The sequence below is a fragment of the Pokkaliibacter sp. MBI-7 genome, assembly GCF_029846635.1.
Lineage (GTDB): Bacteria > Pseudomonadota > Gammaproteobacteria > Pseudomonadales > Balneatricaceae > Pokkaliibacter.
In genome coordinates, this window is record NZ_JARVTG010000002.1 from 2,116,356 (window position 1) to 2,132,307 (window position 15,952).

Genomic DNA, 15,952 nt, shown 5'->3' on the forward strand with positions numbered 1-15,952 from the left:
GGGCAGCGTGCGGAGTCATGCCGAAGTCCTGCTGTTATCAATATCACTACCTGAGCCACCGAACCGCGCAGGAGCCTGCTTATGAGTAAAAAAGTCACCGCCGAGGCCATGCGGGCCAACCTGCTACGCCCTGTTCCTAGTGCCAGCCATTCGGGCGCTATCGCCTTTTCTGATCCCATAGCGGATACGCCCATGGTCCTGACGGTCGATCAGTTACGGCCTTTCGACAACAACCCCCGGTTGTCGCGTAATCCGCTGTATGAAGACATCAAAGCCTCGATTCTGAAGCGCGGGTTGGACAACCCGCCCCCAGTAACCCGTAGGCCCGGGGAGACCTATTACATCATCCGTAATGGTGGCAACACGCGCCTGGCGATCCTCAATGAGTTGTGGGCAGAAACACAGGACGAGCGCTTTTTCAGGATCCCTGTGTTGTTCAAACCCTGGAAATTGCTGGATGTCGACGGTCACGAGAGCGCGACTATCGGCGAACTGGATACCTTGGTCGGCCACCTGGCCGAAAACGCCCTGCGCTCGGATCTGACCTTTATCGAAAAAGCCCTGGGTGTTGCCCGTGCCCGAGCGCTGTACGAGCAGCAGGAAGGGGCGGCGATCTCTCAGCGGGAACTGGCCCGAAGACTAAAGGAAGACGGCTTTCCTATTGAGCAGTCGCATATATCGCGTATGGAAGCAGCGATCCGTGACCTCTACCCCTGCATCCCCAATCTGCTAACGCTGGGCATGGGCCGTCCACAGATTGAACAGCTGCTAAAAATGCGCTCTGGCGCCTGGGAATACTGGAGAACGTTTATACCCCAGCCCGAAGAGCGGGAAGGCCTGTTCCAGCTTGGCTGGAACGAGACACTGCAGCAACATGACAATGACGAGGAGGCCGCGCTGATCGCATTAGCGAACAGTACGGAGATCATACGGTTTTTCACGGAAGACCTGGCCGGCTGGCTCTCGCGAGTGACCCGCGAGCTGAACCCGGATAACCCGGAGATGCAGAAACCCGGGACGCGCCACAATAACAACGCGCTCCTGTTTCTGCAGGGCGGGACCACCAAAGAGAAGTGGCTGGAGATCGACGCCGAGCTTGCGACCGAGTCGGCGGCAGCGGCCATTCGCGACGCAGAGCGCGAAGAACGACGGCTAAAAATGGAGGAAGGCCGGGAACGGGCCAACGAGCGCAGAGCGGCAGAAGCTGCTGCCGCCCAGGCCGGTAACAGCGTGCCGGACGACGATCGCCTCGATGACGACTACGCGGAGGAGCAGCTGGATCTGATTGACGATCAGGCACCGCTGCCCCTGTCCAGTTCCGCCCAGACAGTGGTCCATCCTGGTGCCAGCCACACACTCACCCCGTCGGTAAATACGGTCGTGACCACCACGCCCGGGTCTCATGCAGCCCCCACTCCACTGGGTCCCACCCCCACGCCCGCCCCGGTGTTCCCGGCCAGCAGTCCAGCCCCTGCGGTCACCCCGGTGGCAGCCCCTGCTGTTGCCCCCACGCCAGTGACCCCTGCCGTCCTGCCCAGGACAACGGTGGTTGATCCTGGTCTCGGATTTGACGATCTGTGGGCCATTGACGAGGCCATCTCGACCGATGAGCTCCAGTATCAGGCGGCGGACATTGCCATGGTCATGGCCATGATGGCCGGTGTGCCGGAGCTGGTTGATATGGATAGCGATGCTCTGATGGGCTTTGTCGTCCAGCCCGAAGCCCTGGACGACCTGGCCACCCCCGCTGCAGGGCAGCTGGCTCAGTGGCTGAGCCTGCTGACTAGCACAGATGCTGGCCATTTCGATTTTCCCGCGCATGCGCTGCTGATGGGCGACCTGCCCGATGCAGACGTGTTGCGCTTATTCCGGTTGATCCGGCTCGGGCGTGTTGTCCGCAGCCGGACTCAGCACTAACCCAACCCGTACCAAAAGGATATAAGGAAGATGTCCCTTTCCCCACGCTTAGTTCATGTATTAAACCAGGCGCTCATCACCGAGATCATGAGCACCATTGAACGGGGCGATCTGGCCCGCCTGCAGGATCTGGGCGTCGAGGCCGACGATGCCGCCATGCTGCAGTTGCTGTCCGCAACGGCGTTTGCTCGTCTGTGCAACTGCACCGTGCCTATGGCCGAAGTGTCGGTGAACCGTGCAGTGTTGAGGAACGTTGTGCGACGGTTGCTGAATGACAGCAACCGGGATGAGCGCATGGTGAGAGCGATGAACCTGGGCGCCTCCTACTCACTGCTTGAAGAGTTCTTTGGACTGAACTCCACCGAGGCGGCTTCTGTGCGCCGACTGCAGGGCATTCAGATCTCCTCAGGCCGGCAGCAAATGCCGTCAGAGGAGCAGGAAAAAGCGCTGTGGGAGCGGTGGCACGAAGTGGTGCAGCCAGAGGCTGCAGAAAGCACGGATGCCTTCCTCGAAGCCATGTGCCGACTGACGGAAGAGGCCCGCGATGGCCTCTTTGGACCTGATCAGGCGCAGCTCTCGCTTGCCAGCTGCTGGCATCTGGTCAGTGGCTGGATCGAGGACGAGCGGTTGTTCGGCAAGGGGGTGAAGGCATTCCGTGCCCGTCATCTGCGTGAACAAAGCCATACTGACAGCATGGTACGGCACGTCAGACTGCTGAAAAAGCCTGCCTAAGCGCCTGTGACGATCACCATCAAAGCGCGCCCGCATAAAAGCTGGGGGATGGTCATGAGGATCAACCCAGGCTTAATGCCGCATATCGTGCAGCGCTACTGCCATGACGAGCAGGTGTTACGGCACCTGCTCGATGGCGATCTCCTTGTACGCGAGGGGGATGAGCCCTATCGTCACCCCCTGCGTCTGGCCATCCAGACCGCCCTGGATGAACGCGAGCAGAAGCAAGAACAGAAGAAGGCGATCCTGCCCGGCAAAGTCCTGCATGGCCGTCAGCCCTACATGTACCCCGGCCTGTATATCGGTACAGGCAACCGCTGTGGCCATCGTCCCCAGCGTCCTGTTAATGAGCGGATCGCTAACCCCCTGGTGGATTTTGACGATCTGCCCCAGGCCATTCAGCGCATCCGCAACGTCTTTCTGAGCAGCGGCACCCATGGCCACGAATACCAGGGTGCTGTGTCGCCGGTCTACGATAGCCCGCGTCTCTACCCACTGTTCACCAACTCCGGCAAGGCCAACCTGGACGGAACGCCCCGCTGCGATCGCTCAGAGTTACGCCTCATTGAGGTGCGGGTACTGGCCACCATGGTAGAAATGGCCAATTTTGCCAGTACCGGCGATGACATCCACATTGGCACCCCGCGCGATGACGGATCATTCAGCCATCGATCCATGCTGGAGATTGCCCTGTCAGCCAGTACACCGGATGGTGACTGCCTTGTTGAACCGGAAAACCCCCACCTTCCCCTCGGTCTTTGGACGTTCCGCCCTACGCAGCGCTATCGCCGTGCCACCAAAGCCCTGAAGAACAAAGGCCACCTGACGGTCGTACAGCGCTATGAAGAACGCGATGGCCACAAGTACGCCCTCACGGCAGTGAAATCGATCAGCGCCGCTTCCCTGATTTCGCTGGGTGTTGTCAGCGAACGGCAGTTACGCGAGTTCCGTGACAACCGCCGGCGTGAGCTGGCCAAACGGCGTAATATCTGGCGCGCCACGCGCCCAGACTTTGTGGCAAAACGGCAAGCCGAGCGCGAAGCCCGCGCCAAAGTGCGGGGCCAGTTGCGCCCCAGTAATTTGGCGGGTCGCTGCCGCCCTGGGTATACCCCGCTCGAAAAAACACCGGAGCAACAGCTGGCAGCCAGCCTCTGGCAGCGTTACCGGGGCTACCAGCACCTGCTGATGTCCAGTCTCTGCCGCGAGCAGGAGCAACATGGCCATCCCCCCTACTGGGTGAGAGAGCGGGTCAGGCAGCAGCTGCAGCCGTTTGAAACATGGAAAGAGCAGCAACCTGAACACGAACACGCCGAGGCCGCCCACTGAAGGCGCCACGGCCTCCCCTTGCCTGAATTTCTCCCCTCATCGCACTACCGGCCTTTGCCACCTCCAGATTGATCGTTATTTAACCTAAAACACCGATCCCACCCACGTCGACCACCCCGGCGCGTCCTGAACGACCGCGATCACGGCGTTATTAACCAGATAGTTAAAAATTAAGTGTCAGTAGTTTTGATTTAACTGTCAGCACTATTCTTTTAAGTGTCCTCTGCCTCTTTATCTGCTTGGAAATCTGCTTAATCTTCTGGCAGCTGCGCTGCTGAAAATGAAGCGGCCTCTCGATGCCCTTCGGGCATGCGGCCTTACGCGGGCCAGCCCGCACCCGGACGGGGCTGCGCCCCATCTCCCGCACTGCAGGTGTACTACTGAATGCACCGTACTATGCGCACATCATCGGTTACTCAGGGCGCGGGAGGGCGCAGAATCGGCCTATTGTTCCGTGCCCGCGACAATGGCCACGGGGCGCTCAGAGGGGCAAACCGCCGTGGTGACGGGACAGATGGGCGGGTACCGGCGCGGGCAGACATGGCATCCCTCTGCCTGGCCGTGCAGCGCCTATTCTGGGGCTGCGCCCCAGCCCCCCGGTGTCCAGAAAACACGGCAGTGGGTTTTGATGGACTATTGGGCTACAATGTGGCCCATAAAACTGGAGGAACGTATCATGTCCGCAAACGCTGTTGTCCGTGCCCGTATCGACGCACACATTAAAGAAGAAGCATCGACTGTACTGGCGACGATGGGCCTCACTGTGTCCGATGCTTTCCGCATCCTGCTGACACGTGTGGCCCACGATAAGGCGTTGCCGTTCGAGCCGCTGGTACCGAACGAAACCACCATTGCGGCCATGCGTGAGGCCCGTGCCGGTAACCTCAAGGGCTTCGACAGTGTTGAGGCGCTGATGGCAGGCCTTCATGCGGAGGATTGAGCACACCGGGCAGTTCAAACGCGACTATAAGCGAGAAGCGAAGGGGTCACATCGTGCCACGCTCGATACAGAACTCATGCCCATCGTACAAATTCTCGCCTGTGATCAAGCGCTGGAGCCGCGTCACCGTGATCACGCACTGACGGGGAACTGGAATGACCACCGGGACTGTCACATCAAGCCTGACCTGGTGTTGATCTACCGGAAGCTAAATAACGAGGTGTTACAGCTCGTCCGCCTCGGTTCGCACAGTGAGCTTGGGCTATGATCTAAAGCCATTTCCCGCCACAGAAGGACATACCGATGGCCAGCCCCGAAAAGCGACGTCATCGCGCCAAGCAAAAAGCAAAAGAAGGCCGCATCATCAGGCAGTTTGACAAACGTCTTGCCGCCCTTGATCGGGAAATTGCAGCGCTCGATGCCCGTGACGCTCAGATCAAAAACGAGATCTCGTCCGCCATGATGGCGCAGCTGGTGAATGCGCCTTACACCTATGACGACTGGGCGGAGGATTACCTGGCCGGCATTGATGAGTCGCATCCGTTGTACGACCATCTCAATTGGGGGGATGAGATGCCGGATCCGGCAGACATCATTGCCCTGGCCAGGCAGCTGAATCTGCCCGACTTTTACGAGCAGGCCGAACTGCTGTACCAGCAGGACCAGGCACGCCGACAACCATAAGAAAAACCACTTTTACAGCATCAGACGCATCAGTAAGGACAGTTATTCATGAGTTTACTCGTTCTGCCGACAGGGATGTCGGTTCGCCCTGCAGAGCCTACACTGGATCGTGAAGGGCAGTCCCACGGATATATTTTTCGGGATACCGTGCTCGGTGATGTGGGTATGTTGCTGGTCCGTATCTGGATGGATGTCAAAAATCCGGCGGCCACTACCGGCTTTTTTCATGTCGAAGCCATGGGCGAGCCGGACGATCCCATGACGGCCAGGCGAAAAGCCTGCTTTGACAGCGTGGCGGATGAGATAACCACCGTGCTGAATGCCCTGCCCGCCTTCAACACCATTGAGGATGTCACCGCAATCCTTCCCGACACCAGCACCACGGTCCGCCCCCTGCACTATCGTCGGCAGCAGAGCAAGGCCCTACTGTGTGCGAAATGCCACCAGGATGCAGTCATGCTCTATTACTCCGACGCCCGGAGCCCGGCTGAATTTTACGATGTGGCACGCCATAGCTACGCCGCTGTGGCCCTAGCCAGCGAGATGGGAGCAGGCCTGGTCGCCTGGGTGGTAGGAGAGGAAACCACGTCACTCAGTGATGACGAGCGGTACTTCCCAGTGATGCAGTTCTACCCCGAATACGCGCCGGTACGCATGTACTCAAAACAGGAAATCGCTCAGCTGACCAGCGCTGCTGTGCGCAGGCACTGTCCGCCGACCATCGTGTCTCATTAAGCCGCCCCAACCCTCTGTCCCGCCGTCAGGCTTGATGCAGGACGGCACTACTGCTTTGTTCCGATACAGGGCTGTCTCCCCAACTTCCGCCCCACAATCCAGATCCAATCCTATCAGGAGCAGTCGGCATAGCCTGAATGCATTGGGAGCCCACCCGCGCGCCTCAAGCTGATCCTCCTGACCTTCCCGATACGCCGGAAAACCAGAAATTTCCGCCACGCCCCTGACGACTAAAGCAGTCTTGTCACCCGTCACGATCTGGCCATTCAGTCGCCATGTAGCGCGTCGATCAGTGGGCACGGCAAGCGTTCCCGCCCCATGTCAACAGCTTAACGTCCCAATCCGCCCGTTTCGTGAGCAGGCCCCAGGTACAACACCTGGGAGAATAGGGTATTTATTTGTTTGTTTGTTTGTTTGTTTGTTTTGATATAATGAGATTATCACGTGATGGAGGATCGGTTATGCGCCCTGCTGAGTTTTCCCCGGAAGAGATCATCGCTGCTGGCGAAGCCCTGGTGGCCGCTGGTCGCAATGTGACCGGCTTCGCCCTACGGCAGAAGGTCGGTGGCGGCAACCCCAATCGGCTCAAACAAGTGTGGGATGAGTCGCAGGCGGAAGTTGAGTTGCTGGAAAGGCAGCTCAGTGAAGCGCGAACTCATGGACAGGCACAGGCTGTCGAGTTGGCTCAGCTACGTGAGCGTTTGGCAGCGTCTGAACAAGCGGTAAAGGTTGCGGCGGAAACTCATGCTCAAGAGCTGGAGCAGGCACACTCTGACATGAAGGCGGTGCGGGCCGAGCTAGATACAGCTCGTCGAGAAGCAGCCGAAAAGATCGAAACGCTGCGGGGTGAGTTGGCCGAGCACAAGGCCAGGGCGGCGGCAGATGCTAAGGTGCACGCCGATTACCGGGCGAGGGTGGAGCAGGATACCGCACGAATGACCGAGATGCTGAATCAGACTAAAGAGGCGCTGGAAGCGGCGCGGCATGATGCGGCAGCCGCCCGTGAATCTACTGCAAAGCTCTCAGGTCAGTGGGAGGTGATGCAGGCTCAGAATGCCACTCTACTGGCTGCTGTCCAGCTGCGGTCTGATCAGGGTGCGGGTGGAAAATAACTCCATTGCCTGATGCCTCCACTGCCATCACACCACAATCCAATCCTCTGTCCCGCCGTCAGGCTTGATGCAGGACGGCACCACTGCTTTGTTCCGAGATATGTATTTCAGGCACGGGAGTGTCATGCATTTGCCCTTTGAGCTCAATCCGCAAATCATCTACAGTCAGGCTGGCTCCATCGGTAAGGCCATCACTGAGTTGTTGATGAACTCAGTGGATGCCCAGGCCACCACGGTCACGCTGACACTCGACAAGACCGGCTTCCGCTGCAGGGATGCATGCCGGTCGAGGTAGAAAGTCGAGATATGAAAATCGCGATCGTCAAAGCCTATAACTATGGGATCGATTCCCTGAATGAATCGGGGGACCCGAGCAAGCGCTACAAGCACAAGCTGGAACGGCTAGCTGCCTTAGATGTGCGGAGCCACCTAAGCCGATTGAGGGGATACACACGGCACCGGGACAACGAACTCCTCATCCTGCTGTAGAAAAGGCAGGGTGGCTCAACGTGGACTCCTATAGAGTGTGAGCTTCCTCCGGTTGGTACTATGGGAACACAAGATTGAATAGCTGGGAACGGCGCGGGATTAGCGGTGACTACCTCACAGGGAAAGACCCGCAAGCTCTGAAATCCTGGCTGGATGCCGAACAGTTAACTCATTGGCAGCGGATCTACCCACCGGATGCGGTTATGCAGAAGCTACGCGAACGACTTGAGAAGGAGAGCCTAGATGGCAACGGCGACACCACCGACTGAGACCACGTCTGACAAAAACGAAATGGGCTCAAGAATCGAGTGCGATCACTGCTACGACTATTTCTCTCCAGAGTTCATGGTGTATATGGATGGCATCGCAGACGGTCAGACCTGGTGCAAGAACTGCCATGAGGAGTTTGGTGTATTCTGCGGGCGGCTGGATCGTTAAATAGGCCCGTGTGGATATTGGAGCGCTTCGTGCTGAAGTGGATTGATTGATTAATCAAAGCACGCCGCGTAAAACTTGCTCTACATTAATTCAAGCAGGCTAGAACCCCAGTTCATGGGCAGGCCTATTTGAGCCAGCCTCAAAGGCAAATACGGGCCAAGCCTTAGCATTTCCCTCTACAGCCATGTTGTATTCAGCTTCGCTCGCTGGAATACGATTATCCACCAAGAAATAGCCGATTAGCGGTTTGCGAAGTCTAATCCTTTTGGGTTTCCCAGCCCCATCCTCATCTAACTCGTAATCGGTAACGATTAAGGCTTGTTGATCTTCACTAAGGTGCGGATTAGGTCTCAGTTCAAGTTCGACTATCTGCTCCCACTCAACATCAAACTCAGGTGGAATACCTCTACAGCGCTCAAAAGCCGGGGCGCTCTCTCCCCAGTCCTTCGTGGACTTAGAGGGTTTGACCACTTTGGGTGTGCTTTTAAATCGACCAATGAGGAAATCACGATACGCCAAGCTATCCCAGCAAAACGCGCGTACGTGGTAACGGTTGTTAACGAACGCGATTGCCGTAGGCGTTAGCCGTCGGCCACGCCCCTTAGGTGAATTCATCGAAGCAACCACGGCTTCGATAGACCGCTGGTGTTCGATGGCCGAGAGCAACCGGGCTAGGACGCACAGATTGTGGCGGCGCGTCAGCATCGGCATTTCGGTGGCGTGGGCGGCCACGGGCGGCGCGTACTCTTCTATGGTCTGCCACTGTAAATCCGCTTCGGACAGCAAAACCGGCTCAAAGCTTTCAGAGGGTTGATGGTAGGGAATACCTAACTGATATTGCTTTACCGCCTTCGGAGCGATTTGCTGATAAAGTTTTATGTCTTTCTGAGCCTGGGGACGCGAGATCCCAAAGGTCTCCATCAGCATGGTCGTAGTTAACCGTCTCTCCCAGAGTAACTGGCGTTCGATATAACACAGGCGCAGCCACTGCGGGTGCGAATACGCTCCAGCTTCAAGTCGCTTACTGGCCAAATCCGTCACGGAGACTGCTTGCTTGTCTGACGCGATCGCGGGTTTGATGTACTGCGAATACTGCATCTAGCGGCCCTTCCACTCTCGCCTAATGACTCATACCACAGCAGTGTAAGTGGATACTGTATAAACATCTACTACCTATATTTAATATATAGATGTATAAAATATAGATACTTTGGCGGTCTGCAGTGCTCCTCTACGTGGACTAAGAACGTAACGACAGCGCATAGGGTGATTCAGTGAGCTTTGCCACTCTCAATACCAATCTGTTTAAACCCATATCGGGTGAGAACGGGCGGTCGATGCTCTCGTGCCTCCCCGGGACATGGCCATCCGTCAGCATGACAGGTCGGTGCCACTTCAGGTGTGGCCGTTGCCGTGGCACGGCGATCAGTGGCCCTGCAAGGTGCCGGATGCGAAAGGAAGCTGGACGCATGTCCTATCCACGCCAGCCGAAACCACCGATACGTCCGTCCTCTAACGCCTACCCCAACCCTCTGCCCCGCCGTCAGGCTTGATGCAGGACGGCACCACCGCTTTGTTCCGATACTCCCGTGCGATATGTATTCAGGCACGGGAGGTGTCATGCAACTGCCCTTTGAACTTGATCCGCAGATCATCCATCACATCATCTACAGCCAGGCCGGCTCCATCGGCAAGGCCATCATTGAGCTGCTGATGAACTCGGTGGATGCCAAAGCCTCCACGGTCACGCTGACACTGGACAAGACCGGCTTCCGCTGCCGGGATGACGGTGCCGGCTTCGCCAGCCGTGAGGATGTTATTCAGTACTTTGGTCGCTTCGGGACACCCCATGTGGAGGGGGACGCCACCTTTGGTCGCTTCCGCCTGGGGCGGGGCCAGATCATGGCACATGCCCGTACAATCTGGCGTTCCAATGGCTGGCAGATGCGGGTCGATACCCGCACCATGGGTTACCACTATGATCTGGAGCAGTGCGCCGCTGAACGGGGCTGCGCCATTGAGGGAGACTGGTATGACCCCCTGAGCGAAGAGGAGCTGATGTCCACAATACAGGAGATTCGCGACCTGGTGCGCTATACCCCGATTCAGATCGTACTCAACGAGCGCGTGATCTCTCGTGATCCGCGCCTTGAACAGTGGGACTATGAAGACGACATGGCCTACTACCGGGTCAGGGACGACGGGGCGGTCGGCATCTATAATCTGGGGGTGCTGGTCCGTCACGATCCGGGGCATGTGTTTGGCGCCGGTGGTCTGATCGTTTCCAAACAGGCTATTGATCTGAACGTCTCCCGTACCGAGATCCTGCGTAAGAGCTGTCCGGTGTGGAAAAAGATCGCGGCGCAGTTTGGCAAACTGACCGCCGAACTGACACAGCGCAGCGCCCATCGTAAAACCGAATCACGCAGAGAGCAGACGGCCAGGCAGTTGATGTCCGGGCATGCTGAGCTGGTGCGGCTGTACCACCATGAGGAGGTGATTACCCTCCTGCCGGGCAAACGTCATGTCAGCCTGGCACACTTTCTGCGCCATTGCTGGAGTGGTACGCAAGAGGGGAGCGTGTACAGCGTGGCCAGCTCTTCAGGTGTTCCTCGGGGAGAAGCCATTGCCAGTGCAGGCATCTGTACCATCGTTCATCCCCAGACCCTGACCCGCTTTGGGTGCTACAACGACACAGAGTTTCAGGAGGTACTGGTAAACATCCTGCACCTGGTTGCCGAGCGTGATCACGAGGGCCACCTCAACCTCGATCCCCCCGCCCTGTTGGATTTTAAGGTGTTGCATCAGGCGTTTGTTGAACGCACTCAGCTACTCTCAGAAAAAAGCCTGGATAAAGAAACCCGACGCGCCTGGGTCGCGCTGCGCTGGTGTCTGGTGCAGTACGCCCGGCTTTGTACAGGCTACGCCAACCGCTTTCATATCGTGCTCGGTGAATCGTCCTCAGCAGAGGCCTGGACCGACGGCGAAAGCTATATTGCTATTGATCGCAAGGTCGTGCAGCGGTTGAAGGGGCACCCATTACAAACCGCTGCCTACATCTTCAATCTGGTGGAGCACGAATTGGCCCATGAGGGCGACAGCATGGACTGTGGGCACGATGAAGCGTTCTATCAGCGTTTTCACGACCTCACGATCACCCATAGTCAGGACCGGCAGCGCCACCTGCACCAATTCCTGCGCAGATACACCGACAGCATGACCCGTGCCGATACCTACAAACCCCGTAGTGAAGCCTGGCGTGGACGGCACCTTGTCGATCTGGCCAGCCGACGCCGGCAAACGCGGGATATGTCGCCAGCCATTGAGAGCATCAGCGAAGGCGAGGCGATGCTGCTGGCCAGTCCGCCTGACGAGAACCTGGCCCTGATCACTCAGGTCAATGCCCGGCTGCAGCAGGTGCAGGCCCCACCGCCCGACTGGCATGCCGTGCTTCTACAGGCGCAGAAGGCGCAGGTTCAACGAGCCATCATCGAGCAGCAACAACAGCAACAGCGTCAACAACAGTGGGAGGAGGAACAGGCCGCCTGGCGCGCAAGCAACGCCGAGTTTGAGGCCATGCAACAAGCAGAGCGTACTCGTCTGGACCACTTGCGGGCTCAGCTGGCCAATATCCCGGAGCTGGATCAGGACACGCTCAAGGAGGCGCTTGATTATTGGGAATGTATGTGCGAGACCCCCGACACTCTGGACGAGGCCATGAAACAACTGGCCAGCCAGCCCTGGGCCATCTTCTGGCCTGAGCAGGAGCAGGAGAACGAACCGACACCCGAGAGCTATATCCCGGAAGAGGTGCGGCACTTGTTGCAGCCTGGAGAAACCTGGTGGTCTATACAGCGTAATGCCGCCGCTGCCGGCTTCTATCGCGAGGCCGATTATCTGCGCTGGCGTGAACAGCAGGATTAAGTGCCCTGGTCCAGCTGTCTTGCTGGGCCATTCCTCTATCTCTCCCGCTCCCGCTGCCAGTCAGGTTTCCCCCGCTACACGCTGATGAGCCAGAACTACACTGCCCGGCAGTGTTTCATCCAATCATTTAACGAGGGTGCCAAGCCATAGCCGGCGCATTGTTAAAGTGCTACTTTTACTTACGGATACATTCTGTGACTGTGTTAGAATCACGCGTTTTTTTGGAACAGGATGGATGCCATGGACTATAGTGAATATGAAGGCGAACGCTGTAAGGATGTCGATCTCTTTCACTTTGAGGAAGACTTCATGAACTTCAACGATCTGGCCAGAGCGAATGGGTTTACTTACTGGTATGCCCGTGACTTCATGTTTATGCTCGGCTACAGCTCGTACGAGACCTTTCGCAAAGTCCTCAATAAGGCCATGACCACCTGCCTGACACTGGACATTGACACGTCCGATAATTTTCAGCAGACCCACCGAACGCTGGATGGTAAAGAGGTCAAAGACTTCAAACTCTCGCGCTTTGCGTGTTATCTGGTCGCCATGAACGGTGATAACAAGAAAGAAAAAGTGGCTCAGGCGCAGGCCTTCTTTGCTGTCACGGCCGAAGCGATTCAGCGCTATGTAGACAATCCTGCAGAGGTTGAGCGTGTCCTGATCCGTGACGAGATTACCGCCCATGAGAAAACCCTGGCATCCACAGCCAAGGCTGCGGGCATTGAGACAGCCAAGGACTATGCCTTTTTTCAGAATGCGGGGTATAGAGGCATGTACAACATGAGCCTTACTCAGCTCAAGGAATATAAAGGACTGGCCCAGAAAAACCGCTCTTTGCTCGATTTTATGGGTAAAGAAGAGCTGGCTGCCAATCTCTTTCGTATCACCCAGACCGACCTGAAGATGAAGAATGAAGCTATTCAAGGTCAACGTCTGGCAGAAAATACGGCCAGGGAAGTAGGCTCTAAAATCCGCAAAACCATGTTAGAAATCAGTGGTATTGCCCCTGAAGATATGGCTTTGGCAGATGACATCAAGAAAGTGAAGACATCATTAAAACAGACTCATCGCGGTCTTAAAAAACTGGATAGTTAACCCTTCCTCTTGCGATTCCCCGTACAAGGCCCAGTGACGCTGCTGGGCTTACTCATCCTCAAAACCCTTCTTCTGCCAGTCAGGTTTCCCCCGCTACACGCTGATGAGCCAGAACTACACTGCCTGCTTCGTTAACCATGAAACAGCGCAGGATAACCGTATGAAAGACAACAGGATGACCCCTCTCATCAAACAGGCAATGCAGGATCATCATGTCGTGGTGCTGGTCGGCGCGCCGGGGGCCGGTAAAAGTGTCGCTGCCTATCAGGTACTGGATTTACCCATTGAATGGGATGCACTGGGGCGCCTGCAGGAATCGCCCACCCCTTTGATAACAGAGAATAACGTGATCCTGACTGATGTGATGGGTGAGCCCTATGCACTCAACATCGATTACCTCCAGCGTCACGGTGCAACCCCGGGCACATTCAAGATCATGATCTGCGCACAGGTACTGGAAGAAGCGCAGCCATTACTGGACTGCTTGCGGTCACTGGGCTATCACCGCTGCCTGATGATTCACATAGCGTCGTGGAAAACAGGGGAGGCGATGTCACGCAATCGGGTTAAACGCATACTGGATAACTGCACCACTACGCTATTCCCACAGCCTTAGCATTGCATAACGGAGGTCATCCCCGTGCAATCGCCGAACAAGGCCAGCGCGTCTCCATACATGTACCGGGCAAACCCTCTGAGCCTCCGTGAGCTTTTCCTGCTGTGTGCTCACCCTATTCCCCCAATACTACGGCCATCGTTCGGTGAGGTACTGCGATGGCCATCTACCATTTGATCCATCCCCGCTCCCATCTGTCCGGCCAGTACGGCATTGATACGCCCTGGCAGGTCGATCAGATTCGTCAGCTGCTGGCCTTCATCCAGCGCGTCCGGGATACGTTCCCGGTACTGCCGGGCATTGATGACGGTCTGTCCGAAGCCACCGCCATGTTGGTATTAGAGCAGGTGCTGCCCGGCTGTCGGGCACTGACCTGTAGCCTGTCCTGTTCTGCGGCAGCAGCCCGCAGGCAGCCCGTCGTCCCGGTCAATCTGGTGCAGGTGTGGTATGAGGTGGCCGCGGTCACCCCCATCACGACTCTTTATCAACTGAGCATGGCCATGGGTGTGGGTCTGTCGGATGTCAGTCATGCCCTGGCTCAGGTTCTGCTGCGACAGGCGGAGTCGGTCCACCACGCGGATTGGGAACAGGTGATGAAGTTACGCTGGATGGCTGCCGGGTATCCGGTACAGTCCGCATGGCATTGGCACACGGTCTATTCGCAGCCGTTATCAGGCCGTCTGTTGCAACGCACCCTGTGTGATCTGCTGCGCCTGGAGTCAGGGGTGGTCGCGACACTGGAGCCAGAGCAGACAGGCTCCGCTCCCATCCCAAGGGCTCAGGCCGACACATCCGATCCCACTGCTCTGCAGCTGGCACTCTTCCCGACGATCCATCCATCACCTCTTTCATCAAACAATATGGAGGCCCATCGTGGCACGAGGCGTTAATAAAGTTACCCTGATTGGTAATCTGGGCGCGGACCCCGAAGTCCGCTACATGCCCAACGGCACTGCCGTAGCCAACATTACCCTGGCAACCAGCGAAAGCTGGAAAGACAAACAGTCCGGCCAAGTACAAGAACGAACGGAATGGCACCGCGTGGTGTTTTTCGCCCGTCTGGCTGAAGTGGTCGGTCAGTATGCGCGCAAAGGGTCCAAGCTGTATGTGGAAGGTAAGCTGCAGACCCGTAAGTGGCAGGACCAGAGTGGTCAGGATCGCTACACCACCGAGGTCGTCGTAGACATGCGCGGCTCAATGCAGCTGCTGGACAGCCGTCCTGACAACGGCCAGGGAGCAGGCCCGGGCGGAAGTACGCCAAATGCCTCCGGTCGCCAGGGAGGAAATCCACAACAGCCCTACCAGCAACCTGCCTCACCCCTGCCCGATTACTCCGGCTACCCACAGAACAGCTTTGACGACTTTGATGATGACATTCCCTTCTAGGCAACCCCTGAAACAAGGGTGGAGTGCGGTGATGCTCAGTGCCGTGTGCTGGGCCGTCGCCCTGCCTGCACTCGCCACGCCATCAGCAGACAGTGCTGCGGCTGTTGGGTGTCTGGCACCCGACGGCATGCGCTATCCGCCGGGCAAACTCTATACCTTGAATCAGCACGAACTGGATCACCGCAAAGCAGCGGGTGAATGGGTCTCGGATGGCGATGCCATCCTAGCCCAGTGTCAGTTTTTGGTGGATGTGACGACAAGCCGACATCCGGCACCGGAGCAACGGCGGTATGTCTGGGTATCGTTTGAGTGGGGACAGTGAGTACTTGTGGCATTGCAGCTGGATATACAGGCAGCCGGCACGGATGTCAGAAAATTGGCGCAGCATATCAAACGCTGGGGGAAGGCGGAGCGGCAACCCATCAAGACTGTAGCAGCGGTCACTAAGGATGCTGGCTGAGAGGTTGGGAAAGGCAGAGAGACTGGGACAGGCTTTAGCATTTACCATCCACATATTAAAAGACAAGTCAATATGCTATGCGGCAGTATGTGTTC

Annotated in this window: 16 protein-coding genes and 1 pseudogene; 16 read left to right on the top strand and 1 reads right to left on the bottom strand. The window is 57.2% G+C overall.

Features of this window, described 5'->3' with window-relative positions; all coding sequences use genetic code 11:
- Window positions 1-108: 108 nt before the first annotated feature.
- The 10 genes and pseudogenes from QCD60_RS29335 to QCD60_RS29380 all read left to right on the top strand — a co-directional run.
- A pseudogene (locus QCD60_RS29335) lies at window positions 109-885 on the top strand (ParB family protein); the annotation flags it as partial.
- A gap of 1,062 nt (window positions 886-1,947) precedes the next feature.
- Window positions 1,948-2,649 carry an STY4526/YPO1902 family pathogenicity island replication protein gene (locus QCD60_RS29340; RefSeq protein WP_279790949.1) on the top strand — a complete coding sequence of 234 codons (702 nt, stop codon included), beginning with the start codon at window positions 1,948-1,950 and terminating at the stop codon, window positions 2,647-2,649.
- A 54-nt stretch (window positions 2,650-2,703) separates the two neighbouring features.
- On the top strand, window positions 2,704-3,975 hold the full coding sequence (locus tag QCD60_RS29345) for a hypothetical protein (RefSeq protein WP_279790951.1): 1,272 nt from the start codon (window positions 2,704-2,706) through the stop codon (window positions 3,973-3,975).
- 676 nt (window positions 3,976-4,651) lie between these two features.
- Window positions 4,652-4,915: a type II toxin-antitoxin system RelB/DinJ family antitoxin gene (locus tag QCD60_RS29350; protein WP_279790953.1), complete on the top strand. Its 264-nt coding sequence runs from the start codon at window positions 4,652-4,654 to the stop codon at window positions 4,913-4,915.
- Window positions 4,902-5,183: a type II toxin-antitoxin system YafQ family toxin gene (locus tag QCD60_RS29355; RefSeq protein ID WP_279790955.1), complete on the top strand. Its 282-nt coding sequence runs from the start codon at window positions 4,902-4,904 to the stop codon at window positions 5,181-5,183. The genes QCD60_RS29350 and QCD60_RS29355 overlap by 14 nt, the downstream gene beginning before the upstream one ends.
- Before the next feature lie 35 nt (window positions 5,184-5,218).
- Window positions 5,219-5,599 carry a hypothetical protein gene (locus QCD60_RS29360; protein WP_279790957.1) on the top strand — a complete coding sequence of 127 codons (381 nt, stop codon included), beginning with the start codon at window positions 5,219-5,221 and terminating at the stop codon, window positions 5,597-5,599.
- A 48-nt stretch (window positions 5,600-5,647) separates the two neighbouring features.
- Window positions 5,648-6,334, top strand: coding sequence for a hypothetical protein (locus QCD60_RS29365; RefSeq protein WP_279790959.1), 687 nt, complete (start codon window positions 5,648-5,650; stop codon window positions 6,332-6,334).
- Between the two features lie 461 nt (window positions 6,335-6,795).
- Complete coding sequence (locus QCD60_RS29370; RefSeq protein ID WP_279790961.1) at window positions 6,796-7,446, top strand: DNA-binding protein; 651 nt, start codon at window positions 6,796-6,798, stop codon at window positions 7,444-7,446.
- A gap of 124 nt (window positions 7,447-7,570) precedes the next feature.
- Window positions 7,571-7,741, top strand: a complete 171-nt coding sequence (locus QCD60_RS29375; protein ID WP_279790964.1) for a hypothetical protein — start codon at window positions 7,571-7,573, stop codon at window positions 7,739-7,741.
- Between the two features lie 437 nt (window positions 7,742-8,178).
- The gene (locus tag QCD60_RS29380; RefSeq protein WP_279787992.1) at window positions 8,179-8,373 is read left to right on the top strand and encodes a hypothetical protein; all 195 of its coding nucleotides are present in this window, start codon (window positions 8,179-8,181) and stop codon (window positions 8,371-8,373) included.
- Between the two features lie 99 nt (window positions 8,374-8,472).
- Here QCD60_RS29380 and QCD60_RS29385 read toward each other — a convergent pair whose 3' ends face one another.
- A complete protein-coding gene (locus QCD60_RS29385) occupies window positions 8,473-9,471 on the bottom strand; it encodes a WYL domain-containing protein (protein ID WP_279787991.1) in 999 nt (332 codons plus the stop codon).
- Between the two features lie 522 nt (window positions 9,472-9,993).
- On the opposite strand from QCD60_RS29385, the gene QCD60_RS29390 reads away from it, so the two are divergent.
- From QCD60_RS29390 to QCD60_RS29415, 6 genes are all read left to right on the top strand, one after another.
- Window positions 9,994-12,297 carry an ATP-binding protein gene (locus tag QCD60_RS29390; protein ID WP_279790966.1) on the top strand — a complete coding sequence of 768 codons (2,304 nt, stop codon included), beginning with the start codon at window positions 9,994-9,996 and terminating at the stop codon, window positions 12,295-12,297.
- Window positions 12,298-12,537: 240 nt separating this feature from the next.
- The gene (locus QCD60_RS29395) at window positions 12,538-13,395 is read left to right on the top strand and encodes a BRO family protein (RefSeq protein WP_279790968.1); all 858 of its coding nucleotides are present in this window, start codon (window positions 12,538-12,540) and stop codon (window positions 13,393-13,395) included.
- A gap of 160 nt (window positions 13,396-13,555) precedes the next feature.
- Window positions 13,556-14,011: a hypothetical protein gene (locus QCD60_RS29400; RefSeq protein WP_279790969.1), complete on the top strand. Its 456-nt coding sequence runs from the start codon at window positions 13,556-13,558 to the stop codon at window positions 14,009-14,011.
- Between the two features lie 158 nt (window positions 14,012-14,169).
- Window positions 14,170-14,901 carry a hypothetical protein gene (locus QCD60_RS29405; RefSeq protein ID WP_279790971.1) on the top strand — a complete coding sequence of 244 codons (732 nt, stop codon included), beginning with the start codon at window positions 14,170-14,172 and terminating at the stop codon, window positions 14,899-14,901.
- Window positions 14,885-15,397 (top strand): single-stranded DNA-binding protein, encoded by a 513-nt coding sequence (ssb, locus tag QCD60_RS29410; RefSeq protein WP_347950293.1) that lies wholly within the window; start codon window positions 14,885-14,887, stop codon window positions 15,395-15,397. Before QCD60_RS29405 ends, ssb begins: the two co-directional genes overlap by 17 nt.
- Before the next feature lie 31 nt (window positions 15,398-15,428).
- Window positions 15,429-15,719 (top strand): hypothetical protein, encoded by a 291-nt coding sequence (locus QCD60_RS29415; protein WP_279790973.1) that lies wholly within the window; start codon window positions 15,429-15,431, stop codon window positions 15,717-15,719.
- Window positions 15,720-15,952 lie beyond the last annotated feature (233 nt).